Annotated in this window: 25 protein-coding genes and 1 tRNA gene; 10 read left to right on the top strand and 16 right to left on the bottom strand. The window is 62.9% G+C overall.

What is annotated here, in order from left to right:
• Window positions 1–25 precede the first annotated feature (25 nt).
• The 5 genes from Q1K29_RS17135 to Q1K29_RS17115 all read right to left on the bottom strand — a co-directional run bounded on the left by Q1K29_RS17135 (window position 26) and on the right by Q1K29_RS17115 (window position 5787).
• Window positions 26–1207 carry a VWA domain-containing protein gene (locus tag Q1K29_RS17135; protein WP_300396471.1) on the bottom strand — a complete coding sequence of 394 codons (1182 nt, stop codon included), beginning with the start codon at window positions 1205–1207 and terminating at the stop codon, window positions 26–28.
• 91 nt (window positions 1208–1298) lie between these two features.
• Window positions 1299–1808, bottom strand: coding sequence for a tellurite resistance TerB family protein (locus Q1K29_RS17130; protein ID WP_300396470.1), 510 nt, complete (start codon window positions 1806–1808; stop codon window positions 1299–1301).
• A 12-nt stretch (window positions 1809–1820) separates the two neighbouring features.
• Complete coding sequence (locus tag Q1K29_RS17125; protein ID WP_300396469.1) at window positions 1821–2450, bottom strand: hypothetical protein; 630 nt, start codon at window positions 2448–2450, stop codon at window positions 1821–1823.
• 55 nt (window positions 2451–2505) lie between these two features.
• Complete coding sequence (locus Q1K29_RS17120) at window positions 2506–4332, bottom strand: tetratricopeptide repeat protein (RefSeq protein ID WP_300396468.1); 1827 nt, start codon at window positions 4330–4332, stop codon at window positions 2506–2508.
• 369 nt (window positions 4333–4701) lie between these two features.
• Entirely contained in the window at window positions 4702–5787 is a 1086-nt protein-coding gene (locus Q1K29_RS17115) for a hypothetical protein (RefSeq protein WP_300396467.1), read from the bottom strand.
• A gap of 156 nt (window positions 5788–5943) precedes the next feature.
• On the opposite strand from Q1K29_RS17115, the gene Q1K29_RS17110 reads away from it, so the two are divergent.
• Together Q1K29_RS17110 and Q1K29_RS17105 are read left to right on the top strand one after the other, a co-directional pair.
• A complete protein-coding gene (locus Q1K29_RS17110) occupies window positions 5944–6468 on the top strand; it encodes a hypothetical protein (RefSeq protein ID WP_300396466.1) in 525 nt (174 codons plus the stop codon).
• Between the two features lie 125 nt (window positions 6469–6593).
• Window positions 6594–6869 (top strand): hypothetical protein, encoded by a 276-nt coding sequence (locus tag Q1K29_RS17105; RefSeq protein ID WP_300396465.1) that lies wholly within the window; start codon window positions 6594–6596, stop codon window positions 6867–6869.
• Window positions 6870–6890: 21 nt separating this feature from the next.
• Here Q1K29_RS17105 and Q1K29_RS17100 read toward each other — a convergent pair.
• Both Q1K29_RS17100 and Q1K29_RS17095 read right to left on the bottom strand, forming a co-directional pair.
• A tRNA-Arg gene (locus Q1K29_RS17100) sits at window positions 6891–6967 on the bottom strand.
• 50 nt (window positions 6968–7017) lie between these two features.
• Window positions 7018–8010 (bottom strand): P1 family peptidase, encoded by a 993-nt coding sequence (locus tag Q1K29_RS17095; protein WP_300396464.1) that lies wholly within the window; start codon window positions 8008–8010, stop codon window positions 7018–7020.
• A gap of 81 nt (window positions 8011–8091) precedes the next feature.
• Here Q1K29_RS17095 and Q1K29_RS17090 point away from each other — a divergent pair, with 81 nt between their 5' ends.
• Window positions 8092–9876 carry a gamma-glutamyltransferase family protein gene (locus Q1K29_RS17090; protein WP_300396463.1) on the top strand — a complete coding sequence of 595 codons (1785 nt, stop codon included), beginning with the start codon at window positions 8092–8094 and terminating at the stop codon, window positions 9874–9876.
• Here the strand turns inward: Q1K29_RS17090 and Q1K29_RS17085 are convergent.
• Genes Q1K29_RS17085 through Q1K29_RS17070 form a run of 4 tightly spaced genes read right to left on the bottom strand, consistent with a single transcriptional unit; the run spans window position 9873 to window position 14364 of the window.
• Window positions 9873–11264 carry a HAMP domain-containing sensor histidine kinase gene (locus tag Q1K29_RS17085; RefSeq protein ID WP_300396462.1) on the bottom strand — a complete coding sequence of 464 codons (1392 nt, stop codon included), beginning with the start codon at window positions 11262–11264 and terminating at the stop codon, window positions 9873–9875. The two genes, Q1K29_RS17090 and Q1K29_RS17085, sit on opposite strands and share 4 nt — an antisense overlap.
• A gap of 15 nt (window positions 11265–11279) precedes the next feature.
• Window positions 11280–12788 (bottom strand): FAD-dependent oxidoreductase, encoded by a 1509-nt coding sequence (locus Q1K29_RS17080; protein WP_300396461.1) that lies wholly within the window; start codon window positions 12786–12788, stop codon window positions 11280–11282.
• On the bottom strand, window positions 12785–13531 hold the full coding sequence (locus Q1K29_RS17075; protein WP_300396460.1) for a TVP38/TMEM64 family protein: 747 nt from the start codon (window positions 13529–13531) through the stop codon (window positions 12785–12787). Before Q1K29_RS17075 ends, Q1K29_RS17080 begins: the two co-directional genes overlap by 4 nt.
• A gap of 38 nt (window positions 13532–13569) precedes the next feature.
• The gene (locus Q1K29_RS17070) at window positions 13570–14364 is read right to left on the bottom strand and encodes a DUF547 domain-containing protein (protein WP_300396459.1); all 795 of its coding nucleotides are present in this window, start codon (window positions 14362–14364) and stop codon (window positions 13570–13572) included.
• 170 nt (window positions 14365–14534) lie between these two features.
• Between Q1K29_RS17070 and rpmH the strand changes: the two genes are divergently transcribed.
• Genes rpmH through yihA form a run of 4 tightly spaced genes read left to right on the top strand, consistent with a single transcriptional unit; the run spans window position 14535 to window position 17608 of the window.
• Window positions 14535–14669 (top strand): 50S ribosomal protein L34, encoded by a 135-nt coding sequence (rpmH, locus tag Q1K29_RS17065; protein ID WP_018148127.1) that lies wholly within the window; start codon window positions 14535–14537, stop codon window positions 14667–14669.
• Between the two features lie 34 nt (window positions 14670–14703).
• A complete protein-coding gene (gene rnpA / locus Q1K29_RS17060; protein WP_300396458.1) occupies window positions 14704–15087 on the top strand; it encodes a ribonuclease P protein component in 384 nt (127 codons plus the stop codon).
• A 37-nt stretch (window positions 15088–15124) separates the two neighbouring features.
• Window positions 15125–16963, top strand: coding sequence for a membrane protein insertase YidC (gene yidC / locus Q1K29_RS17055; RefSeq protein ID WP_300396457.1), 1839 nt, complete (start codon window positions 15125–15127; stop codon window positions 16961–16963).
• Window positions 16964–17608 carry a ribosome biogenesis GTP-binding protein YihA/YsxC gene (gene yihA / locus Q1K29_RS17050; RefSeq protein ID WP_300396456.1) on the top strand — a complete coding sequence of 215 codons (645 nt, stop codon included), beginning with the start codon at window positions 16964–16966 and terminating at the stop codon, window positions 17606–17608.
• A gap of 22 nt (window positions 17609–17630) precedes the next feature.
• Here the strand turns inward: yihA and Q1K29_RS17045 are convergent, their stop codons facing one another.
• Window positions 17631–18329: a hypothetical protein gene (locus Q1K29_RS17045; RefSeq protein ID WP_300396455.1), complete on the bottom strand. Its 699-nt coding sequence runs from the start codon at window positions 18327–18329 to the stop codon at window positions 17631–17633.
• A 162-nt stretch (window positions 18330–18491) separates the two neighbouring features.
• Between Q1K29_RS17045 and Q1K29_RS17040 the strand changes: the two genes are divergently transcribed.
• Window positions 18492–18875 (top strand): glutathione S-transferase N-terminal domain-containing protein, encoded by a 384-nt coding sequence (locus tag Q1K29_RS17040; RefSeq protein ID WP_300396454.1) that lies wholly within the window; start codon window positions 18492–18494, stop codon window positions 18873–18875.
• Here the strand turns inward: Q1K29_RS17040 and Q1K29_RS17035 are convergent.
• Together Q1K29_RS17035 and Q1K29_RS17030 are read right to left on the bottom strand one after the other, a co-directional pair.
• Window positions 18872–19426, bottom strand: a complete 555-nt coding sequence (locus Q1K29_RS17035; RefSeq protein ID WP_300396453.1) for a DUF1697 domain-containing protein — start codon at window positions 19424–19426, stop codon at window positions 18872–18874. The two genes, Q1K29_RS17040 and Q1K29_RS17035, sit on opposite strands and share 4 nt — an antisense overlap.
• Before the next feature lie 33 nt (window positions 19427–19459).
• Window positions 19460–19942 (bottom strand): hypothetical protein, encoded by a 483-nt coding sequence (locus Q1K29_RS17030; RefSeq protein WP_300396452.1) that lies wholly within the window; start codon window positions 19940–19942, stop codon window positions 19460–19462.
• A 151-nt stretch (window positions 19943–20093) separates the two neighbouring features.
• Between Q1K29_RS17030 and Q1K29_RS17025 the strand changes: the two genes are divergently transcribed.
• Together Q1K29_RS17025 and katG are read left to right on the top strand one after the other, a co-directional pair.
• Window positions 20094–20561 (top strand): GNAT family N-acetyltransferase, encoded by a 468-nt coding sequence (locus Q1K29_RS17025; protein WP_300396451.1) that lies wholly within the window; start codon window positions 20094–20096, stop codon window positions 20559–20561.
• Window positions 20562–20764: 203 nt separating this feature from the next.
• Window positions 20765–22978, top strand: a complete 2214-nt coding sequence (gene katG / locus Q1K29_RS17020) for a catalase/peroxidase HPI (RefSeq protein ID WP_300396449.1) — start codon at window positions 20765–20767, stop codon at window positions 22976–22978.
• 136 nt (window positions 22979–23114) lie between these two features.
• Here katG and Q1K29_RS17015 read toward each other — a convergent pair whose 3' ends face one another.
• Both Q1K29_RS17015 and Q1K29_RS18530 read right to left on the bottom strand, forming a co-directional pair.
• The gene (locus Q1K29_RS17015; RefSeq protein ID WP_300396447.1) at window positions 23115–23390 is read right to left on the bottom strand and encodes a metal-sensitive transcriptional regulator; all 276 of its coding nucleotides are present in this window, start codon (window positions 23388–23390) and stop codon (window positions 23115–23117) included.
• Between the two features lie 58 nt (window positions 23391–23448).
• Window positions 23449–23576 (bottom strand): rhodanese-like domain-containing protein (locus Q1K29_RS18530; RefSeq protein WP_366524230.1); only part of this gene is annotated, 128 nt, incomplete at its 5' end.

Genomic DNA, 23576 nt, shown 5'->3' with positions numbered 1-23576 from the left:
TATCTCGCGACAGGATGACGGGCCTTTACCGGCTGAGTTCCTTCATCGCGTCTTCCAGGCCCTTGATGGTCAGCTCGAACATGCGGCCGGGGCCGATGAGTTCGTTGATGAGCTTGATCGAGCCGGTATAGTCCCACGCGCCGGACTTGACCGGATTGAGCCAGACCAGATCCGGGAACTGCTCCACGAAGCGCTGGATCCAGACGCCGCCGGCTTCCTCGTTCCAGTGCTCGACCGAGCCGCCCGCATAGGTGATCTCATACGGGCTCATCGTGGCGTCGCCGACAATGATGACCTTGTAGTCGGAGGGGTATTTGTGGAGCACGTCCCAGGTCGGGATGCGCTCATTCATGCGGCGGCGATTGTCCTTCCAGAGGCCCTCATAGGGGCAGTTGTGGAAGTAGAAGTATTCGAGGTTCTTGATCTCAGAGCGCGCCGCGGAGAACAGCTCCTCCATGGTGCGCACATGCGGGTCCATCGAGCCGCCGACATCCATGAGCAGGAGCACCGAGACCGTGTTGCGCTTTTCCGGGCGCATCTCGATGTCGAGATAGCCCTGCTTGGCGGTGTTGCGGATCGTCTGGTCGAGATCGAGTTCCTCGTCAGCCCCGTCGCGCGCCCATTTGCGCAGGCGTTTCATCGCGACCTTGATATTGCGGGTGCCGAGCTCGACGCTGTCGTCGTAATTCTTGAATTCGCGCTTGTCCCAGACCTTCACCGCGCGGCGGTGACGGGACTTTTCCTGCCCGATGCGAACGCCTTCCGGGTTGTAGCCATTGGCGCCGAAGGGCGAGGTGCCGCCCGTGCCGATCCACTTGTTGCCGCCCTCATGGCGTTCCTTCTGCTCTTCGAGGCGCTGTTTCAGCGTCTCCATGAGCTTCTCGAAGCCTCCCATGGCCTCGATCTCGTCCATCTCTTCCTTGGTCAGGAATTTTTCCGACATCTTGCGCAGCCATTCCTCGGGAATGTCCTGCACATCGACGGCATCCTGAAGGGAATCGAGGCCCTTGAAGACGTGCGAGAAGACGCGGTCGAACTTGTCGAGATTGCGTTCATCCTTCACCAGCGCCGAACGCGACAGGTAATAGAAGTCCTCGACATCCATGCCGATGACATCCTTGTCCATCGCCTCGAGCAGGGTGAGGTACTCCCTGAGCGTGACAGGGACTTTCTGCTCGCGCAGTTCATTGAAGAATTTCAGGAACATGGGGCACAGATCTCCGGTCTCTGCCCAACAAGGTAGCGTGCGTCAGCGCTCAGTCCAAGGGCTGACGCGGCGCCAGCGGCCATTCGGCCCCCTAATAGCGGTTCTTGATCAGCATGACGCGGCGGATCGCCGTGCTCATGTCCGGGTCCAGATGCATGATTTCAGCAATGCGGTTGAGGAAATCTTCCTCGGTCTCGCGCAGCTGGCGGTCGGCAAGGACGATGTCCACGCAATGGGCATAGACCGAAAGCCGCATGTCGACCGGCAAGGCGAGGCAGGCTTCGCGCAGGCCCTCCTTGCGCTCGCGCATGCGCTCGTTGACCGTCTGGTTCACCGCCGCCATCTGCTGCGGGCTCAGCCGCTTCATCGTGCGTGAGCGTTTGACCAGCGCGGCGATCTCCTCGCGCTCTTCCGGCGCGAGCGTGCCGTCGGCAAAGGCTGCTTCGAGCAGCAGGCAGAGGAAAGCCTCCGGGATCGTCCAGTCGGACTCGCTGTTCTCGTTGAACTCCTGCTCAAGCTTGGAGATATCCGGGAAGGATTCTGCAGATTTCTCCGGCTCGGTGCTGTCTTCGTTTCCGAACAGAATTTTCACATCGCTCATGGCATATATCCTTCAGCAGTTTTCCGGGTCGGAGCAGGGCGGCGGCGGGTTGCGGGCCGGCCAGGAAGCGACCCATTCGACCCGGTCTTCCAGAATTTTCAGATAGTCTTCCAGCTCGTCCTCGACGCGCGAGACCCAGGCGGTATCGTTCTCCAGCTCCGGGATTTCGCGGGCGCTGGCGGGCATGCGCTGGCGTTCCGGCTGGGCCAGCAGGCGCTCGATCTCGGCCTTCTGGGCAGCGATCTTCTGCTCCAGTTCAGCCAGCCGGCCATAGGCGCCGAAATTGTCGACCGTGGCTTCCAGTTCGGCGATCCGGGTTTCGTAGTTGTCGATTTTCTGCTGCGCCTGGTTCTCCTGGAACTCCTCGATGACCCCGGCGAGGCGCTCATTCTCCTTCTGGAGGGCAATGAAGTCTTCGCTTGGTTGAGCCGTGGTGGTGCTGGCCGTACTGCCCCCCGTCGACTGTGAGGCGAACCAGACGATGGCGCCTGCGACGGCTGCAGCGAGGATGGCCACAACAATGACGCCCATGGCCGAGAGGCCGGTGCGCGGCGGCGGTTCCTGCTGGCGTTCATGCACCGGCTGAGGGAAGAGTGTGCGATCTTCGTACAGAACCGGTGCGTTTCCGGATTGGCTAGACATGGTCGCCTCCTGGTGATCCCAAATCATTACGTGTCTTCATGGCGCCGTCCCTGTCTCAGGTGCACAGCCGGGACTTGTAGAAGTCCAGGAAGGTGCGGGCCGCTGCATAATCGGCCGACGTGATCCCGTCGGTCTGCGGCGGGTTGAAGGTGTAGTTGCCGCCGCAGGCGAGCGTCGCTTCGCGCAGATAGAGCAGGACGGCCTGCGTCTTCACGGGCGGCTGGCTCGTCTTGGCCGGCCAGTCGAAGTCGATCCTTGCGCCGGGCGTCACGCGGTCGAGCGCGCTGTTGATATGGTCGCGGGCGTCCCGGCGGATGGAAGCGGCGCCATTGGTGCTCGAATACTGCGCCTTGCGCATCTCGAACATCGCCTGGAGCAGGCCGGATTCTGCGCTGGATCCCAGTGCGCAGGTGCCGGCGAACTTGCTGGAGGTGACGCTGCTGGCGCCGCGATAGATGCGTGCGAGGCAGAGCTGGCGGCGATAGACCGGATCGGCGCTGTCGAGCTTTACCGCCTCGTCGGCATAATCGATGGCCTGTGCAAGGTCGCCGCCGGGCCGGGCGGCGGTCAGCTTGCTCAGCTCGGAATAGGCTTCGGCCTTGTAGGTATCGGCCCCGGCCACACTGGTCGCGACCAGCCGCTTGAAGCCGGCTTCGGCGTCCGCCCAGTTCCCGGCTTTCATGTCATGGCGGGCCAATGCCATCACGGCATCCGGCGAGGCCGGGTTGGTGTTGACGGCCTGCTGGAGCAGGGCACGGACGCTGCCGGCATTATAGGCGGGCATCTCGGCGCGCACATTGGCGTGCGCAATCAACGTTTCGGACAGGCGGGCCGCCGGGGCGCCTTCGGCTTTCAGCCGGTCGATGCCCTTGGTGTAGTTCTCGTCGGCGCAGCTCCAGTCTCCCCGGTCGCCGCAGGCGCTGGCGAGCAGCAGGAAAGTGTCGGCGGAGTTGGCCAGCTGTGAGGCGGCTGCATAGTCTTCGATAGCACCTTCGCGGGAGCTGCCGGTCAGGCTTGCCAGTGCGTCGCGCGCGGCCCCGCGACCGGAGTAGGCAGCAGCCTTGCGGGCATCCGTTCCTGCAAGCGCCAGCGCTTCGGTGAAGGTGCTTTCCGCGTTGCGAAGCTGGGCGACGTCATTGCTGCTGCCGCCGAGTCGAAGCTGGACCTGGGCGAGGCCAAGAATGGCATCGACATTCTTCGGCTCCGCTTCGCGGGCAATGTTGAAATAACGGATCGCCTGGGCGGCATCAGAGGCTGTCGGCTTCTTTGCGGCCTCCTGGCCAAGGCTGGTCGTCATCGTGGCGAGTTTCGCCCGGGCCGAGGCGGCCTGGCCGCTGGTGAGCGGGCTGGAGGCGACAGACTGATAGGCGCGGATCGCCGGTTCGATGTCGGCGGCATTGGCACGCGCCTGATAGAGCTCCGCCAGCATCAGGTAATAATCGTCATAGGCCGGCGCGCGCGCGACGGTCCCGCCCCCGGCAAGCCCGGCGGCAATGGATTCACCTTCGCGCAGCCGGTCTATGGCTCGCGACAGGCAGTCATTGCGACTGGTGCAGGCCGCCGATGAAGAGGTCGCCCCGGCGGTGCCGAAGCTCTCGGCGAGGCCTTTATAGGCCTTCGCGCTCTGCACAAGGCGGTCAAGCTGGAACTGGCGGCGCTGGCTGAGCCATGCGTCCCGCGCCCTGTCCGAGAGGGATGAGGGCGGAGAGGTCAGCCAGCTGTCATTATTGGAGAGTTCGCTGAAGGAGCGCTGCGCCATGTTGGCTGCGGCGGCGTGATCGCCCTGCGTGTTGTAGGCGACGGTGGCATGGTAGTAGGCGAGCGCAGCCTCGCGCCCGGAAATGTCGGAATCGTCGGCCCGGTCACTGCACTGGCTGGCCACAGCCGAGGCAGATCCCGGCGGAGCCGCCCATTCGGTGCATCCTGCTGCAGCATTTGCTGTTGTGGTTGTCTGTGCAGGCGCACTTTCACACGCTGCAAAAGCGATAATTGACGATGTCAGCACAAGACTGACGACACCCCGTCGCGACGAAAACTCTAACCCGAACATATTCCCCACCTATGGCCGTTAACCATCGCACCGTTAAAGGGGATTTCTTCGCGCGGGTAAAGAGATCATCAGGGCGAATTCGCCTGACAATTGATCGGATACTCCGTGTGCTGTGAGTATTCGATTCCCGTATTGTGTAATTACTATTACGATTTGGGGTGCGCGAAACGGTTAATACACGCACCCCATTTTATCGTTTTGTTACCAGCGCAGGTCGGCGCGGGGTTCAGCGACCGCGTCATGGTCATGCGCGGCATACCAGCTGATCTCGGCGCCGTTCGCCAGCGCGAGAACGGCGGTCCGGTTCTCTTCGGCCTCGTCGCTCTCATGTGCGAACTCGCGGAACTTCACATGCTCGTCGGCCTGATCATGCATTTCCTCGAGCAGGGCGTGTTCCAGCGGCAGGTAGAGCGTGCCGAGCTGGCCGGTCTTCGCGGCATCCTGCAGGTCCGGCAGGTTCTTGCCTTCCGGCAGTTGGCCTTCAGTGACCGGCTCCTTTCCAAACGCTTCCTTGATGTGCTGTTCGACCTCGTGCTCGCCACCGGCATGGTGTTGCACGACGTCGAAACGGCCATGCTCCATGACCTGGGCAAAGTGCCCCACTGTGGCCTCCTCGCCGATGACGTGCAGCGTCTTCGTCTGCGGCGGAAGCGCAAGGTCGGCAGCATTGGCGACGTCCTCATAGAAGGCGCGATTGGTCTTGTCGCGTTCCTCATCCGAACCCGTGCCAAGCGCGTGATAGGCGGCTTCGCCTTCACGGTTGCTGGCCGACCCGCGTGAGGCGGAATGGAAGAAGACATCGTCATGCACGTGACGACGCGCTTCGACCGAACGGTATTTCGGCGCGTCGAGGCGGTCCGTCATGTCCTTCACATGGCCGCCCTGATAGAGAAACAGCTTCGGCTCGTCGCGCGCGACAAAGAGCACCCAATGGGTCTCGCGGCTCTGGAAGTCGGCCAGGAGCGGCAGGATGAAGGGCGGCTCATCTGTCGTGATCGAGGCGACAGGACGGGCATTGAGGTGCGCCATGCGCTGGTGCTTGCCATCATCGAAAAGGGCGATGCCATTGGCGCGGAAGTCCGGCAGTTCGAAACTTTCCAGCCGCTGCAGGATGAATTTGGCCTGCGGGGCATGTTTCTCGACGGCGTCGACGACGTTCTTGCGCAGGATGCGCCACTTCTCGCCGCCAATCTCGACGGCGGGACGGGGCACATAGACGCTGACGGTCTTGTCGGAAAAGTCGGCAAAGGCCTGCCTGAATGTCTCGAGCGATGTGTGATCGGACATGGTCGTTTTCTCCTGATTATCTGCTTGATAGGAAAACGGCCCGGTCAACGCCGCGTTCCGAGGTTGCAGGAGATTCAGGTGATGACGCCGCCGCGGCGACAATCGCCTGAGGGAACGAAGTCGCCGCCCATGCCTTTGATATGACATGTCATTCACGTGCACGCATGGGACGCGTCCGCGCCGGGGGCCGGCGTGAAGCATTGGGCGATATTCTCCACGACCGGCCTGATCGTGCTGATCGGCATCGGCGCGCGCTTTGCGATCGGTGAGGTCTATAGCGAGGCCGAGGCGACCAATCTCATCCAGGCGCTGACCCAGACCGGCCTCTATCTCGGCTCGGCGATTGCGGGGGCGGCCGCAACCACGCTCGCCCTGATGCTGACCCTGCTCGGCCTGCTCCGGAATTCGGACGCCAATTTCGATGCCGATGCCTATAAGAGCATTTCGGAGGTCGCCTGGCTGTCGACGATCAGCCTGGTTGGCGCGGTGATCCTGCTATTGCTGCTCGTCCTGCCGGCCGGTGAGTTCGAGAAGATGCCCAAAGGCTGGTATCTCTACATGTATGAAGTGATGTTCTGGCTAACCGTCGCGGTGTGCACCCTGCTGGTCGCCACCGTGATGCGCCTCTTCCTGACCATCCGCCATGTGATCGCGCAGATCACGCCGGGCGATGCCATCTAGCTAGCCGGGACGGCACAAATGAGGCCCTGAATTGGGTGCGATCCTCGGTATTTCTACGGATTAGCCAAGATTACCGGTTCGGTCAGGCTGCGTTCTCTGTTAGTTTAGGCTGAAGAGGATAGCTCATGTGTTTCAGGATCCAGAGCACCTATGTCAGCCACGCCGGTATGCCGGGCGGCCTCGTTTCGCATGCGGATGGTGACAATTATCTCTTCGATCTCAACCGGGAACTCTTTGCCGTGGTACAGGCCTGGCTCGAATATTCCCTGACCGATCCGATCAAGCCTGCCGATGAAGCGGAGATGATCCGCGCCGTGGGCTGCCTCGACGGCCTCAAGGGCGATGCACGGGAATTCCTGCACTCGCTCGGCCCCCGGCACGGAGACGGCGGCGCAAGCTGACGCTTTCAGGAAATCGGAAAATGGCACACCCGAGAGGATTCGAACCTCTGACCCCCAGATTCGTAGTCTGGTGCTCTATCCAGCTGAGCTACGGGTGCTCCGTTTCGAGGGCGGACACATAGCGGGGCACCGCTCCCGATGCAAGCGCTTATGCTGCACTCTTCTGATCTGCTTCATATACCCCGCGCGCGATGGCCCGGGCAAGGGTCGAGGCGGCAAGTTCACCCATGCGCGCAAGCTGTATCGGGGTTGGGTCCTCCAGCGGGACCTTGCCGGTCGAGAGCACGAAAAGCGCGTCGCCATCGAAGGGCGCGAAGACCGGACGGATGGCGCGCGAGAAGCCTGACAGCGCCATCTGCGCCACGCGCTGGGCCTGCGACGGGGTCAGCGCGGCATCGGTCGCGATGCAGGCGATGGTGGTGTTCTGGCCCGGCTGCGGGTTCATCTTTGCGTCGCCCCATTCCTCCGGATCGCAGTCATAATCCGGACCCGGACGATGACCGCCAAACTCGCCGTCGAGTTCGAAGGGCCAGGCCCAGAAACAGGTCGTGCCCGGCATGAAGACAGAGCCGAAGCAGTTCACGCCGGCAATCGCGCCCATCGTGATGCCGTCATTGGTCTTCAGCGAGGCCGAGCCGAGCCCGCCGGCATGCGCGCCCGCATTCGCCCCGAGGCCGCAGCCGACATTGCCGAGCGGGAAGCTTGCGGCCCGGTTCTCGAAGGCTTCCTCGCCGAGTGCGCGATAGGGCGGGGCGTCCCCCCAGCCCTTGTCGCCGCCATTGGCCAGGTCATAGAGGATGGCCGCCGGGACGATCGGGGTTTTCGGCACACCGGGCAGATCCTTCAGACCGAAACCACGGCCCATCGCACCGAGCTTCGTGGCAACCGCATCGGCGGCGGCGAGCCCGTAGGCGCTGCCCCCGGAGAGGACGATGGCGTCGACCTGCTCGACCATCATGTCGGAGCGCAAGAGGTCGGTTTCGCGCGTGCCGGGCCCGCCGCCAGCGACCGAGCAGGCCGCTGTTGCCGGGGCGTCGGCGACGATCACCGTCGTGCCGGTCAACACGCCGCGGTCTTCGGCATTGCCGACAGAAATTCCAGGCACATCCGTAATCAGGTTTCGCGGTCCGGGTCGTGACATGTGAAGAAAACCACCTTTTATCTGAGCGCTGAATGTCTAGTCTGTCCGCGTTGAACCACAAAACAGGATATGCGCCCAAGCATGAAACCGCGATTTTTCCTACCCGCCCTGACCATGCTGCTCGCCCTGCCGGCCTGCCAGCCCGAACCGTCTGCGCCCGCCGGGGGCGATACGCAGCCGTCTGAAGAGACGAGCGCGCCGGTACGGGAGTGGACCAAGGGCGGCATGGTGGCGGCGGCCGATCCGCGCGCCGTGCAGGCCGGGCTCGATGTGCTGGAGGAGGGCGGCACGGCGGTCGATGCCGCGATTGCGGTGCACACTGTGCTCGGTCTTGTCGAGCCTCAGAGCTCCGGCATCGGGGGCGGCGCCTTCATGGTCTATTACGACTTCGAGGATGACCGGCTGACTGTCTTCGACGGACGCGAGACAGCGCCGATGGCGGCTGACGAAAACCTGTTTATCGAGGATGGCGAGGTGCTGGACTATGTCACCGCCTGGCAGTCTGGCCGCTCTGCGGGCGTGCCGGGCATGATCGCCCTCTACAAGACGGCCCACGAGGCTGAGGGCAAGGCCGACTGGGCAAAGCTCTTCCAGTCGGCGATCAGCCTTGCGGAAGAAGGCTTTGAAGTGTCCCCGCGCCTGGCCGGCCTGCTCGCGAATGAGCGCCTGCGCGGGGCGATGCAGCTTGACGATCATGAAACGAGCGCGGCCTATTTCTATCCCGATGGCGAGCCGCTGCAGGTCGGCTTCGTGCGCGATAATCCCGATTATGCTGCAACGCTGCGTGCGGTGGCCGAAGAGGGCCCGGACGCTTTCTATACCGGCGACAATGCCAAGGCGATTGTTGCGGCGCTCAGCGCAGATCCGCTGCCCGGTGCCATGACGGTCGAGGATCTGGCCGGCTATAAGGTGAAGACCCGTCCGGCCCTCTGCGGCGAGCACAAGGCGGTGCGTATCTGTTCGGCGCCGCCGCCCTCTTCGGGCGGGATCACGCAGAACATGATCTACGGGCTCTATAACCGCATGCTGCCGGTCGGTGGAGACCTGGCAGAGGAAGACGTTCTGCTCGCCTGGGTCGAGGCCCAGCGCCTCGCCTATGCCGACCGCGACTATTATGTCGGCGACGCCGATTTCGTGCAGGTGCCGAGCGAGGACCTGATCAATCCGGATTATCTCGATGCCCGCGCCGGACAGGGCGGGGCCATGGATGCCACACCGCAGCCCGGCGATCCGGGCGAGGTGCTTGGCCGTGGCCCGATGCTGGGGATCTGGGGCCGCGACATGACGGACGAGAAGGCCGGCACGACGCACATCTCCATTGTCGACCCGTATGGCAATGCCGTCTCTATGACGGCGACGGTGGAGTCCGCCTTTGGCGACTCGCGCATGGTCAATGGCTACCTGCTCAACAACCAGCTGACCGACTTTTCCCGCCAGCCGCGCATCAATGGCAAGCTGGTGGCCAACGCCCCGGCCGCCGGCAAGCGCCCGCGCTCGTCCATGTCGCCAACCATCGTCTTCGACAAGGCCGGTGACCTGCTCATGGTGACCGGTTCGCCCGGCGGCAATTCAATCGTGGCCTACGTTTCCAAGACCATCATTGGCGTTCTGGAATGGAATCTCACCGCACAGGACGCGATCAACCTTCCGAACGTGATTGCGCGCGGAAAGTCCGTCGGTGTCGAGGTCGATGTTCCCAAAGGCCAGGAATGGGCGGATGTCCTGTCAGCCATGGGCTATCCGGTCGAGGAGCGCAGCGGGGAGAATTCCGGCCTGCATGTCATTGTCGTGCGGGACAAGGGCCTCGAAGGCGGCGCCGATCCACGTCGTGAAGGCGTCGCGAAGGCGATCCTGCCTCAGGACTAAGGCAGCACCAGCCGGAAGCAGGTGCCGTCCGGCCCGGTCTCTATCAGCTCAAGCTCACCGCCCATCGAGCGGGCGAGATCACGCGACAGGGAGAGGCCGAGGCCGGAACCATCGCGGCGCGATGAGGCTGCAAACGGCTTGAACAGGTTCTCCTGCGCCTTCCTCGGCAGGCCGGGTCCGCTGTCGCAGACCTCCAGCCCCGTTTCCCCCGCGCGGATCAGGATGTCGCCCTCTCCTTGCTGCGCCTCAGCGCCATTGCGCATGAGGTTGGCGAGAATGCGGTGAAGATGGTCCGGGTCAGCCTCTCCCTGCAGCGTTTCGGGAATGTCGTTGCTGAAGTGGATACCGGGATGGGGGCCAAGCGCTTCTGCTGCGGCCTCATCCGCGGCCGCGTGAAGGCTGATCGTCTGGATGCGGGGCATGGGCGTATTGGAGCGGCCATATTTCAGCGTCTCGCTGGCGAGTTTGATGGCGCGTTCCAGCGCCCGCTCAAGCCGTGGCACGGCCCGCTGGACACGGGGGTCATCGGAGGTCGAGAGCGCATCGGAGGCAAGCTGCGCCGTGGCCAGCGTATTGCGCAGATCGTGATTGATCTTTGCGACCGCTTCCCCAAGCAGGGCGAGCCGTTCGCGCTGGCGCAGCGTGTCGGAGACCGCGCTTTCCATGTCAGCCAGCGCGTTCTGGGCGCGCCCGATCTCGTCGCGGCGCGGGGTGGCCGACAGACGTTTGGTCCAGGCGGCCGGGTCCTGCTGGAATTGCACGACAGAGGCGGTGACCCGCTGCATCGGGCGCACGACGAGGAAGAAGAGCAGCAGATAGATGATTGTCCCGGCCGAAAGCGAAATCAGCAGCGACAGGCCAAGGATGCGCCAGCCGAAGGCGATCAGGCCCTTCTTCAGGGGCGCTTCCGGTACGACAATCTCAAGCACCTTGCCGGGCCCTGAGCCCATGGCACGGATGATCAGTACGCGGCCATCAGGTGCCGCCCATGTGGCGAAGGTCTCTTCGATGGACCCCATCATGCCTTCTTCCATCAGGTCGACCTGCTTCTTCGGGCCTTCCAGCGGCATGGCGGGCGGGAGGATCTGTTCGCGCATGTCATCGCTCAGCTCCGCCACAGCCAGCACTTCGGCGCGCTGGAGCAGTTCGTTGGAGAGCTCTTCAGAGACCATCCGGCTCGGCGCGGCCTCCAGCGAAAGCGCGGCGATGCGTGCGGCCTGGACCCGTTCGTTCAGCCAGTTGGCCCGGTAACTTGCCGCGCTTGGCAGGAAGACGAGAAACTCCACCAGTAGAATGGCAAGGATGGTGACGAGGAAAAGCCTGACGGACAGGCTGTCGAACAGACCGGAACGGCCGGTCCCGGACGGAGGCGACGGGGCGTCAGACACGCTTGCGCAGATAAGTCAGAGAATGCGCTGAAGCAAGCTTACAAGCGTCTTGGCGGGCTTGCCGAAGACGGCATCCTGGAAGTGTGCGCTGGCCGCCCGCTTCACGACTTCGGCGCGTGTCGGATAAGGCGAGATGAAGTTGGTGAGCGAGGTGAGCTTCATCTTGTTCGACATGGCGTAGCCGACGATCTGGATGATATCGCCTGCGCCTTCCCCCACAATCGAGGCGCCGACCAGCTTGCCCTTGTTGAGGACGAGCTTGCAGCCGCCTTCGGTTTTGCCCTCTGCGATGGCGCGGTCATTCTCGTCGAAGCTGAACTCGCTGATGGAGACAGACTCGCCATACTTGTCACGGGCCTCCTGCTCGGTCAGGCCAACCTGCGCGACTTCCGGCGATGTATAGGTGACGGCGGGCAGGGGCAGGGAAGACGAGGTCGAGCCCTGCTTGAAGAAAGCCCGGCGCACCAGAACAGAGGCGTGCCAGCCGGCCAGATGCGTGAACTGGCCCTTGCCGGCGACATCGCCGAGCGCCCAGACGTGTTTGTTGGAGATCGAGCGCAGCTTGTCGGAGACCTTGATGCCGTACTGGTCGTGTTCGACATCGCCAGCTTCCAGCGCCATGCCATCCGTGACCGGTGTGCGGCCTGTGGCGACGAGCAGGTGTGTGCCCCGAACGGATGTGGTGCCGTCCGGCCCTTCGGCCTCCACGCAGACAAGACCGCTCTGATTGGAGATTTGGGCGGCCTTGTGGTGATCAAGGATCGTGACGCCTTCTTCCCGCAGGGCGCGCGCGGCGAGGGCGGCATGTTCCTCGTCAGAGCGGGCAAGCACACGGCCCATTTCGATCACGGTCACGTCAGACCCGAGGCGACGGAAGGCCTGCGCCATTTCCATGCCGATCGGCCCGGCGCCGAGGACGACAAGATGCTCAGGCAGTTCCGGAATGTCGAAAATGGTCTCGTTAGTAAGGTAGTCGATATCGTTCAGGCCCGGTACAGGCGGAACCGCCGGGCGTGACCCGGTTGCGATGACGATACGCTTTGCCGTGACGATGGCGCTTTCAGAGGCGACGGTATGCGGATTGGTAAAGTGCGCATGCTCGCGGATGACAGTGACGCCGAGGCCTTCGAACCTTTCCTGGCTGTCGACGGGCGCGATCGTGTCGATGGCCTTGCGGATATGGGCCTGGACCTTGGGCCAGTTTGTACGGGGCTCGCCGGAGGTGATGCCATAGGCTTCGCTCTCGCGTGCTGCTGCTGCGTATTTCGCGGCAGATATCAGGGCCTTGGACGGGACGCAGCCTGAGTTCAGGCAGTCTCCACCCATTTCGCCTCTCTCGAACAGGACGACATCGAGGCCCAGCATGGCCGCGCCCGCCGCCGCCGACAGGCCGCCAGAACCAGCGCCGATGACGACGAGGTCAGCCTTCAGTCTGCGAGGCTCGCGCTCCGGTGTATCGCCCGGTGTGCCGGTCTCCGTCTCCACGATACGGGGCTCTTGCTGTGTCGGCTGTTCATCGGTCATTTTGCCGCTTCCTCAAGCCGGGCGGCCTTGCGTCCGGCAATTTTCCTGTACGCCACCGGGAGCAGCGCAACGATCCCCAGCGCAGCCAGCGCCGGAATGAAATTCTTCACGACGTCGAAAAGGTTTTCCGTCTCGCCAGCATCGAACGTCGCACCGAGGCTGGCGCCGATCCACGTATAGGCGAGAACGCCCGGAACGATACCGAGTGCCGTGGTGAACGCATATTCCCTGTATTTGGCGCCCAGCAGCGCCGGGACGACGTTCGCCACGTTGAACGGGACAACCGGCAAGAGGCGCAGCGAGAACATGTAGAAGATGGCGTCTTCCTTGAAGCCGCCTTCCAGCCGGCGGACCAGCTTTCCTGCGCGTTCGTTCATGGCCTTGCCGAGCGATGTGCGGGCGGCAAAGAAGAGGATGCTCGCCCCGGCTGTGGCGCCGATAACGGTCGCGACAGACCCGCCTGCCAGCCCGAAGAGCAGTCCGCCCGCAATCGTAAAGACCGAGCCCGGCAGCATGAAGGCCGTGGCTGCTGCATAGACGAGAATGTAGACAATGAAGGCGATGACGAGGTGCTCGGCGACGAAGGCCTGGAGCGTGCTGTTATGCGCCTGCAGGGTGTCGAGCGAGAGATAGTCGAACACGCCGAACAGCCACGCAGCCAGCAGGCCTGCGGCGATTACATAGACGGGCCACAGCCTGATCCAGATCGACCGGCCTTGTGTCTTCTCATCAGTGTCGGACATGGGCCCGGTTCCTTTCATGGATATCTTCTGCGCGTCGCTTACTGGTCTGTATCATTGAGCGACCAGTCATATTCATGATCGCGGATATCCGGGTTTGCGCGGATCTCATCGGCCAGTGCCGGGTCGGCATAGTCGAGGAGATGGGCAATGACACCCGCCTCGCTGCCACCGAAATCCTCGCGGAACCAGTCATAGATGGAGGAGACGCGAAGCCCGCGCCTGAGCACGGTCACGCCGCGTGGATGGTTGATATAGGCGCGGGCGGCGGCGTCCAGATCCTCGTCCAGCGTCGCGGCCCGCCATGGGTCCCGGCGCAGGTTTGGACAGCCATAGGAGGCACAGTTGATGGCATAGTGCAGGCGTGGATCGTCCGACCATTCCACCCGCAGCACATCATGTTCGATGCCGTCGAGCGAAATCTCCCCGCCATTGGCCGTGACGGTGATCTTCTTCCACGGCCCGGTCGAGTACCAAGGCTTGATCGTGGATCTCGGATACGTGTTCACGATGTAGCGCACCGTCACTGCATTATAGAGATTGGCCCAGGCGGCGAATTGTTCGTCGCGCGACAGGGTGGAGAAATCGAGACCGGCGAACTGGGCAATGTAGCGGTTGAGCTGGTCGCGGTCGGCGCGGCTGTCCTTCAGCGCGGCATAGTCCACCCGGTTCACCCCGTCCTCGCTGGCCACGACATAGCGCTCCAGAAGCGCGCCCCAGCCATCATGCGAGACCTCGCCTGCTTTGGCGTGAGCAGCTGCGCCGGAGAGGGCGAAGGCCAGCAGGACAAGCGCAATGCGTAACGGCGAAAAGGAGGCGAGCGATGGTGTCATCATGCCCGCGATATAGACGTGACCGGCTTGCAAAACACGTCACGTCGCGGCACAACGCCATCACACTCGCGTGAGTGCCGGAGACTGGCATCACAGCCTTGACCCGGCTGGTCTGTGGCTGTATCAGCCGCGGTTTCCGAATTCGGTCAATAACACAATCAAGGCGTAAGCCCATGAAACGTACATTTCAGCCCAGCCGCCTGAAGCGCGCACGCCGCCACGGCTTCCGCTCCCGCATGGCCACCAAGAATGGCCGCAAGGTGCTCGCCCGCCGTCGCGCCAAGGGCCGCAAGAGACTCTCTGCCTGAGCGCGCTTTTGCTGCGCCTGATGGGGTGACCCCCATGGCAAGGACAGACGAATCCAAAGCTGAGGTCGTACGGCTCACCGTGCGGCCTCAGTTTCTTTTTGTGCGCGGCGGATTGTCCGAGCGCCGGAAGGGCCTCGTCATCCAGGCGCGCCTGCGCGGGGATGACAGGCTGCATATCGGCGAGGGTTTCACCGCTACCAAGAAGACCGGCAATGCCGTGAAGCGCAACAGGGCCCGGCGCCGGCTCAAGGCGGCTGCCCGCGAGCTTCTGCCGCGTCTCGGCGTACCGGGGGCCGACTATGTCTTCATCGCCCGCATGGATACGGCCGGGATCGACTGGCAGCGCTTGCTTGACGATATGGAAAGCGCGCTGATAAGCCTCGCGGCATCCTTGAGACAGGGGTCGGGCACGGCCTGACCCTTTTTTAGTATGTAAAGATCACGGACAAGACGACATGAACCAGGGGATGGACCCGCAGGACCAGCGAAACTTCATCATCGCGATGGTGCTGATGATTGCTTTCGTGTTTGGCTATCAGGCCTTCATCGTCAATCCGGAGCAGCAGGAGCGCCTGGAAGCCCAGGAGCAGGCCGAGCAGCAGAAGGCCGGCGTCGAGCCGGGCACGATCGACGAAAGCCAGCCCGCCATCGAACTCGCGCCCTCCGTCGAGGAGGCGCTGGACGCCAATCCGCGTGTCGGGTTCGACGGCGACCGCGTCAGTGGCTCGATCCGTCTCACCGGCGGGCTTCTCGATGACCTGCAGCTGAAAGATCACTACACCACGGTCGAGAAGGTCAACGAGCTTCGCCTGCTGCGCCCGACCAATGCGCAGTATGGCTATTATGCCGGCTGGTACTGGTTTGACGGGAATACGCCGGTCGCCGGGCCTGCCACGCGCTGGCAGGTGGAGGGGAACCGTACACTGAGCACGGACTCCCCGCTGACCATGACCTATGAGGGCAATGGTGTCTCGATCGAACGGACGGTGCACGTCGACGAGAACTACATGTTCACCTTCACCGACCGCATCACCAATACAGGCAGCGAAACCCGCACGCTGGCCCCGCTCGGCTCCATCCGCCGCCATGGCGAGTGGAAAGAATTCCTGGATGCGACAGACCCCGGCTCCTCGCGCACATCCGGCATGGCCCACCAGGGCCTGCTCGGCGTGTTCGACAGCGAACTGACCTGGCGCAACTACAAGAACCTCGAAAAGGGCAAGGGCCTGAAGAAGGCCGATGACCAGGGCGTGCGCCGTGCGTCCGAGGGTGGCTGGCTCGGCTTTACCGACAAATACTGGATGACATCGCTCATCCCCGAGCAGGACTACGAGTTCGCCGGACGCTATCAGCGCCTGTCGCGCGAAAGCGGCGCCGTCTTCCAGGTTACGGCCACCGGCGCCGGACGGGTCCTTGAGCCGGGCGAGACAATCACGTCGGAAAACCGCATTTTCTCCGGCGCGAAGGAATACACCGTCCTCAAGAATTACGAGGAGGCCGGCCTGCCGCGCTTCGAGGATGCGATCGACTGGGGCAATATCCTCTACTACATCACCAAGCCGCTCTTCTCGCTGCTTTACTGGCTGGAACAGAACCTCGGCACCTTCGGTCTCGCCATTCTCGCGCTGACCGTGCTCGTGCGCCTGCCGCTCGTCCCGCTCTACAACCAGTCCTACAAGTCGATGGCGAAGATGAAGAAGCTCGCCGAACCGATGAAGGAGATCCAGGAGCGCTTTGCCGCCGATCCGCAGCGCCGCCAGCAGGAGGTCATGAAGCTCTACCAGCGCGAAAAGGCGAACCCGATTGCCGGGTGTATCCCGATCCTGCTGACCATCCCTGTCTTCTTCGCGCTCTACAAGGTGCTCTACGTCACCATCGAGATGCGCCACGCGCCCTTCTGGTACATCAGCGACCTGTCCTCGCCAGACCCGACGGCGATCGGCAACCTGTTCGGCCTGCTGCCTTGGGCAGCAGCTGACATCAAGGCGCTCCCGATCATCGGCCTGGTGCTTGGCATTGGCATCCTGCCGATCCTCTACGGCGTCACCATGACCGCCATCCAGGCGCTGTCGCCGCCGCCGACCGATCCGACGCAGAAGATGATCATGCGCTTCCTGCCGCTCATCTTCATGTTCGTCTTTGCCGGGTTTGCCGCGGGCCTCGTGCTCTACTGGGTGTGGTCGAACACCCTGTCGCTGATCCAGCAATACTTCATCATGCGGCGCAATGGCGTCGAGACCGAGCTCGACAAGCTCATCGGGCGCCTGCTGGGCCGCAAGAAGGAAGACGCTTGAGTGAGCGAGACACCCGAGTTTGACGAAGAAACGCTGGAGGCTGCGCGCGTGCTGTGCGCGGGGCCTTGCGACTTCGTGCTCGGCGCCGCCGCACTCTCACAGCTTCCGGAGGCCGACCGGCCGGAGATCGCCTTTGCCGGGCGCTCGAATGTCGGCAAGTCCTCGCTGATCAACGGGCTGCTCAACCGCAAGAACCTGGCGCGCGCCTCTTCGGAGCCGGGCCGGACGCGGGAGCTCAATTACTTCGATCTTGGCGAAGGCCGGATGTGGCTCGTCGACCTGCCGGGCTTCGGTTATGCCAAGGTCTCGCGCACGCAGGCGCAGGAATGGCAGCGTCTGACGCTGCGCTACCTGCGGGGGCGGGTGAATCTCCGCCGTGTCTTCCTGCTGATCGATAGCCGCCGCGGGATCATGGACACCGATACCGAGGTGATGGACATGCTGGATTCCTCAGCGGTCACCTACCAGGTCGTGCTGACCAAGGCCGACAAGATCAAGAAGACCGAGGCCGACAACACGAAGGCCAAGGTCGAGGCGGTGCTGGCCAAGCGGGCGGCTGCCCACCCGGTCATCCGCGTGACGTCTGCCGAGAAGGGCTGGGGCCTGCCGGAGCTGCGCGCCGAAATTCTCGGCCTCGCCGGATAAGGCCTACCGGCTTCCAACAGACTTACTGATGATGTGTCGGCTTGGTGATGCTCCGGTTGCCGCGCAGCTCTTCCTTGCCGCGCTGGCTCCTGCGCTGACGCTCGTTCTGCTGGCTTCGGGCCTGCTGAGACCGCTGGCGGGGCGGACGCGACTGCTGGTTGCCATCGGCCCGGTCACGCCGGCCCCGATGGCGGTTGTCGCCCCTGTCTCGCCGGTTATTGGCATCTGAACGGTCGGAGCGGTGCCCCTGGCCGCGATGGCCGTCATCGCCGCGACGGCCCTGATTGTTCCAGCCGCGCCGGTCTCCATCACGGTCTCTGCGGTGGCCGGTATGGCGCGGGTCGCGGTGGCGGTCACCCCGATCCCCTCTGTCGCGGTCTCCCCTGTGGTGGCGGTCACCCCTCTGGTGGCGATCTCCACGATGATGTCGATCTCCGCGGTGATGCCGGTCACCCTTGGCCTTGCCGCGATGCCTGTTGCGGTCATGGGTGTACTGGCGGGTGTTCGGGTAGATATAGACCTCACTACGGCTGTAGCCGTATTGCGGGTCGGAATAGTAGCCGGGCGCGTAATAGCCCTCTTCATAATACCCGTCATCGTAATAGTACGGGTCGTCATAATAGCCGTAGCCGCTCACACAGCCGGTCGCCAGAAGGCCGGCAGAGAAGATGCCGAGCATCGCGCCAACCCGTTTCCATCCACGCGTCTTCCGGCCGCTCATCGTTTGCTTTGCGGAATGTGTCATGGTGCCCAGGTTAATGAGTTCCACCTGACTGGGGCATGAATGGCCTGTCAGATTGAGTCGCAAGGCGCACTGACACGCATTCTGTGGGAACAAGACAGGCGTGCGGAGAGTCTCTTCTGAAAGCGCAAGGAGCTAATCATGCCGCAATCCGATGATTTTACACCCCGCGTGATCCTGAAGCTCGATTGCCCGTTCAGCCTGAAATTCCGCATCTTCCTCGCCGAAGCCGGCCTGGCTGACCGCTTTCGCTTCGAGGTCGTGGAAGAGGGGACGCCTGCCTACGATGAGGCAAAAAAGATCCTCAAGAAGTCCGGCACGGAATCGAGCTTTCCCGCCGTTGAAACCGGGCCGGACCAGTACATGTCCGACAGCGACACGGTGATCGACCACTATGCTGAAGCGTTCGATATCAATCGCAAGACGCTGCCACTGCTAACCTATTATGAGGAGGGCGTGTTCAACGCGATGACGGAGATGTTCAAGGAGAACAAGAAGATGAAAGCGAAGCTGGACACCGCCTAGATGTCCTCGACCTCGAGGCCCGCCAGTGCCGCGACCTTGTAGACGGTGCGCATGTTGCGGCCCGTCATCGGAACGCCGAGCGTCCGGTCCAGCTTCTCGACCAGCTTCGAGCGGCCGATGCCATCCGGGGCCAGCAAGTAGAAAGCCTCGTCGGTCAGTTCGAAGGCTTCATTGTGCGCCTTCAATTCTTCCAGCGCGGCGAGGTCGGCGTCCTTGGCGGGCTCCGACAGGAAAAAGAAGTGGACCGTTTTCGGTGTTTCCAAACCCTCCTCGCGGAAGGGGTTGAGCTGGATCATCCGCTTGAGGTCCGTCGGCGCGTAGACATGGCCGCGCGGCGTAATGTCGAAATGCTCGCGCAGCAGTTCGGTGAGGTCGCTGGAGACGTCCCAGTAATTCTCATGGCTTGAGTCGAAGACGATATTGCCGCTCTGGATATAGGTCTCGACATTCTCGTAGCCGGCCTCTTCGAGCACGGCACGGAACTCCTTCATCGGCAGGCGGTTTCCGCCACCGACATTCACCCCGCGCAAGAAACTGATCCAGCGTTTCATCGCGATGCAAGCGCCTGAACGGGCGGACAGTTCCTAATCGCCATCGTAAATCACGACCTCGTCTGGTTGGCGCGGGCCGTCATAGGCGCGGTTGCGTTCCCAGCAACCGCAATCGGAGCCCCAGGTAAAGGCCTCGCCGCGCCCGTTCACGCGCAGGGAGGATGAGGCATAAGAGCCGTCATCGGTGTTGCCGTACATGTCGGCATAGCCATCGCCATTGGTGTCGCAGGTATAGAATGAGCCGGTGTTGCGGCACTGGCCGTAGCCGACCCAGTCGCCATAGGAGTAGCTCGATGGCCAGCCGCCATAGCTACTGAACGTGTTCGGTGACCAGTAGGGCCCGGAATAGCCATAGGCCGAGGGGCCGTAAGGGGCGGACGTATTGTTATAGGACGATGTGTAGGCGGCTTCGGCCATGCCCTGGCTGAGTCCGGCGGAAATCGCCTCGAGTTCGGCGGTCGTGCATCCCGCCAGAACGCTTAGTGCGATAGCGCCCGTGCCAGCCCTCAGTTTCATCCCTTGCCCCCTCACCATGTCTCCAGACTTGCTGTTTTTTGCTGTCTTCGCAAGAGCTTATCGAGGTCTGCATGAGCGCTGGATGAACGCATGCCCCATGAGGTCGTCGAGATTATCTTGACGTGCCTCTCCCTTGCGCGACATTGACGCCATGAGCGTCATTATTGAGCTGGCCGACCTTGATGCTGAGGAATTCACGAGCCTGATCGAGGCACACAAGGCCCTGATGCTCGAGACGACCCCGCCGGAAAGCTCGCATGCGTTGCTGATTGATGGGCTGAAGACCCCGCAGATGACCGTTTGGGAAATGCGCGAGAACGGTCTGCTGATCGGCTGCGGCGCGCTGAAGGCGCTCTCGGACGGAAAGTCAGGCGAGATCAAGTCGATGCATACCGTGGCCCAGTTCCGGAAAGGCGGGCTTGGCCAGCGAATGCTGAGCCATATCATCGCCGAGGCGCGTGCGCGCTATTACACACGCCTGCTGCTGGAAACCGGCAGCCAGGACACCTTCTATCCGGCCCGCAAGCTTTATGAACGCGCCGGCTTTACCTATCGCGGCCCCTTCGAGGGCTATGTCGATGACCCGCATTCGGTCTTCATGGAGCTGGCCCTCGGCTAGCGGCATTACAAAACTTTCCGTGGATAGTCCCGTCTGCGGTGGTTGCTGCAGGGGCCATGGCGGCCCACCTCAGACCCTGTTCGCGCTGTGGCGCTAAGCCATAGCAAACGTCAATAGTATCCCCTCATGAAATCGATTTGTTCGATGGATGGGGAGGTGATATCGACAGGTCAGAATTCACACTTGCCAAGAATGGAGCGACCATGGCTGATGATCTGAAATGCCCGGTAACGGGCGGAAACGAGAGACACTTCACGTTCAGGGGCCCCGGCAACAAGGAGTGGTGGCCGAAGCTGCTGAACCTGGACATTCTCCACGCCAATCACCCGGCTGGCGATCCGATGGATCCGGACTTCGACTATGCCGAAGCGTTCAAGAAGCTGGACCTGAAGGCGGTCAAGGCTGACATCGCCGAGGCGCTGAACACGTCTCAGGAATGGTGGCCGGCTGACTATGGCCACTATGGCCCGTTCATGATCCGCATGGCCTGGCACTCGGCCGGCACCTACCGGATTGGCGATGGCCGTGGCGGCTCCGGCTCCGGCCAGCAGCGCTTTGCGCCGCTCAACTCCTGGCCTGACAACGCCAACCTCGACAAGGCCCGCCGCCTGCTCTGGCCGATCAAGCAGAAGTACGGCAATTCGCTCTCCTGGGCTGACCTGATGATCCTCGCCGGCAACGTCGCGCTAGAGGATATGGGCTTCAAGACCTTCGGCTTCGCCGGTGGCCGCGAAGACGTCTATGAGCCGGAGAAAGTCTATTGGGGCACCGAGCAGGAATGGCTCGCTGACAGCAGCGACGAAAACAGCCGCTACAGCGAGGGCCGAGCGCTCGAGAACCCGCTGGCCGCTGTCCAGATGGGTCTCATCTACGTCAATCCGGAAGGCCCGGACGGCAATCCCGATCCGATCGCATCCGGCAAGGACATCCGCGAGACCTTCGCCCGCATGGCCATGAATGACGAGGAAACCGTCGCCCTGACGGCGGGCGGTCACACCTTCGGTAAGTGCCACGGCGCTGGCGATGCCGGCCTTGTCGGTGCGGAGCCGGAAGGCAACGACATCACCGGCCAGGGCCTCGGCTGGGCCAGCACCCACGGCACCGGTATCGGCGATGACACCATCACCTCGGGCATCGAGGGCGCATGGACGCCGAACCCGACCAAGTGGGACATGGGCTATTTCCACATGCTGTTCGGCTATGACTGGGAGCTCACCAAGAGCCCGGCCGGCGCCTATCAGTGGCAGCCCAAGGACGTGAAGGAAGAGGACATGGCGCCGAAGGCCCATGACCCGTCCAAGAAGCAGATCACGATCATGACCACCGCCGATATGGCGATGCGCGAAGATCCGATCTACAACAAGATCTCCCGCCGCTTCATGGACAACCCGCAGGAGTTCGCCGATGCGTTCGCCCGCGCCTGGTTCAAGCTGACCCACCGCGACATGGGCCCCAAGGTCCGCTATCTCGGCCCGGAAGTGCCGGAAGAAGACCTGATCTGGCAGGACCCGGTGCCGCCGGTCGACCATGAGCTGGTCGATGCCGGTGACATCGCCGACCTGAAAGCGAAGATCCTCGCCTCCGGCCTCTCGGTTTCCGACCTGGTCAAGACGGCCTGGGCCTCTGCAGGCTCTTTCCGCGGGTCCGACAAGCGCGGCGGTGCCAATGGCGCCCGTGTCCGTCTTGCGCCGCAGAAAGACTGGGAAGTCAACGAGCCTCAGACCCTCTCCCGCGTGATCTCCACGCTGGAAGGCATCCAGTCGGCCTTCAACGACGCCCAGTCGGGCGGCAAGAAGGTTTCGCTGGCTGACCTGATCGTGCTTGCCGGTTCTGCCGGTGTCGAGAAGGCCGCCAAGGATGCCGGTCACGACATCACCGTGCCGTTCACGCCGGGGCGCACCGACGCCACCGACGAGATGACGGATGCTGAATCCTTCGAGCCGCTGGAGCCGTATGCCGATGCGTTCCGGAACTATGTGAAGGAAGACTTCCTCACCGTTCCGGCCGAGGAGCTGATGGTCGACCGCGCCAGCCTGCTGACCCTGTCGGCGCCGGAAATGACGGTGCTTGTTGGCGGGATGCGCGTGCTCGGGGCCAACTATAATGGCGAGAAGCACGGCGTCTTCACCACGCGTGAAGGCCAGCTGACCAATGACTTCTTCAAGAACCTGCTCGACATGGGTACGGCCTGGAAGCAGTCGGAGACCAACGACCACCTCTATGAGGGGCGTGACCGTAGCTCGGGCGAACTGAAGTGGACCGCGTCGCGCGCCGACCTGGTCTTCGGCTCCAACTCGCAGCTTCGCGCCCTGGCGGAAGTCTATGCCCAGTCCGATGCCGACAGGAAGTTCGTCAACGACTTCGTGAAGGCCTGGGTCAAGGTCATGGAAGCCGACCGCTACGACCTGGAGAAATAAGCTGACCGGCGGGGAGGGCCCCGCCGCAGCCAGACATCAGAAGGCGGCGCTCACAAGGGCGCCGCCTTTTTTGTGCCTGTCGCTATGCCGTTGATTTGGGAAGAGAGAAGCTGGCGACCGAAGTCGTCCGAAAGGCCTACTTCTTGCGGCCGCCGAGAACGGCGACGAGTTCATCGACCTTCGCGCGCCGGTCTTCGGCATCCTCTGAGGTCAGGGCGTCTGCCACACATGTATCGATGTGATCCTCCAGCACGACCTGTTCGAGGCCGGAGAGGGCCGCCTTGATCGCCTGGACCTGGCGGATCACGTCGATGCAGTAGCGATCTTCCGCCACCATCTTCGATATGCCGCGGACCTGGCCCTCGATCCGGGCCAGTCTCCTGATTGCGGCGTCCTTGGTGTCAGTTTTCATGAAGAGTACCCCGTAGCGGGTATCGATATATGGTGGCTGCGGGGAATTTCGAGCCCGGTCAGCTGGTGGTCGGCTTTCCCGCTGCGCTCCACGCCTTCATCGAGCCGATATAGACATCGACGTTCGAGAAGCCCTTCCGCATGAGCTGCGAGGCGGCAATGGTGGCCCGGGCGCCGCTTCCGCACA

The organism is Henriciella sp. (assembly GCF_029937755.1).
In the GTDB taxonomy this organism is placed as follows: Bacteria; Pseudomonadota; Alphaproteobacteria; order Caulobacterales; family Hyphomonadaceae; genus Henriciella.
The sequence above is the reverse complement of the archived record's forward strand: the minus strand, read 5'-3'. Positions and strand labels throughout refer to the sequence as shown.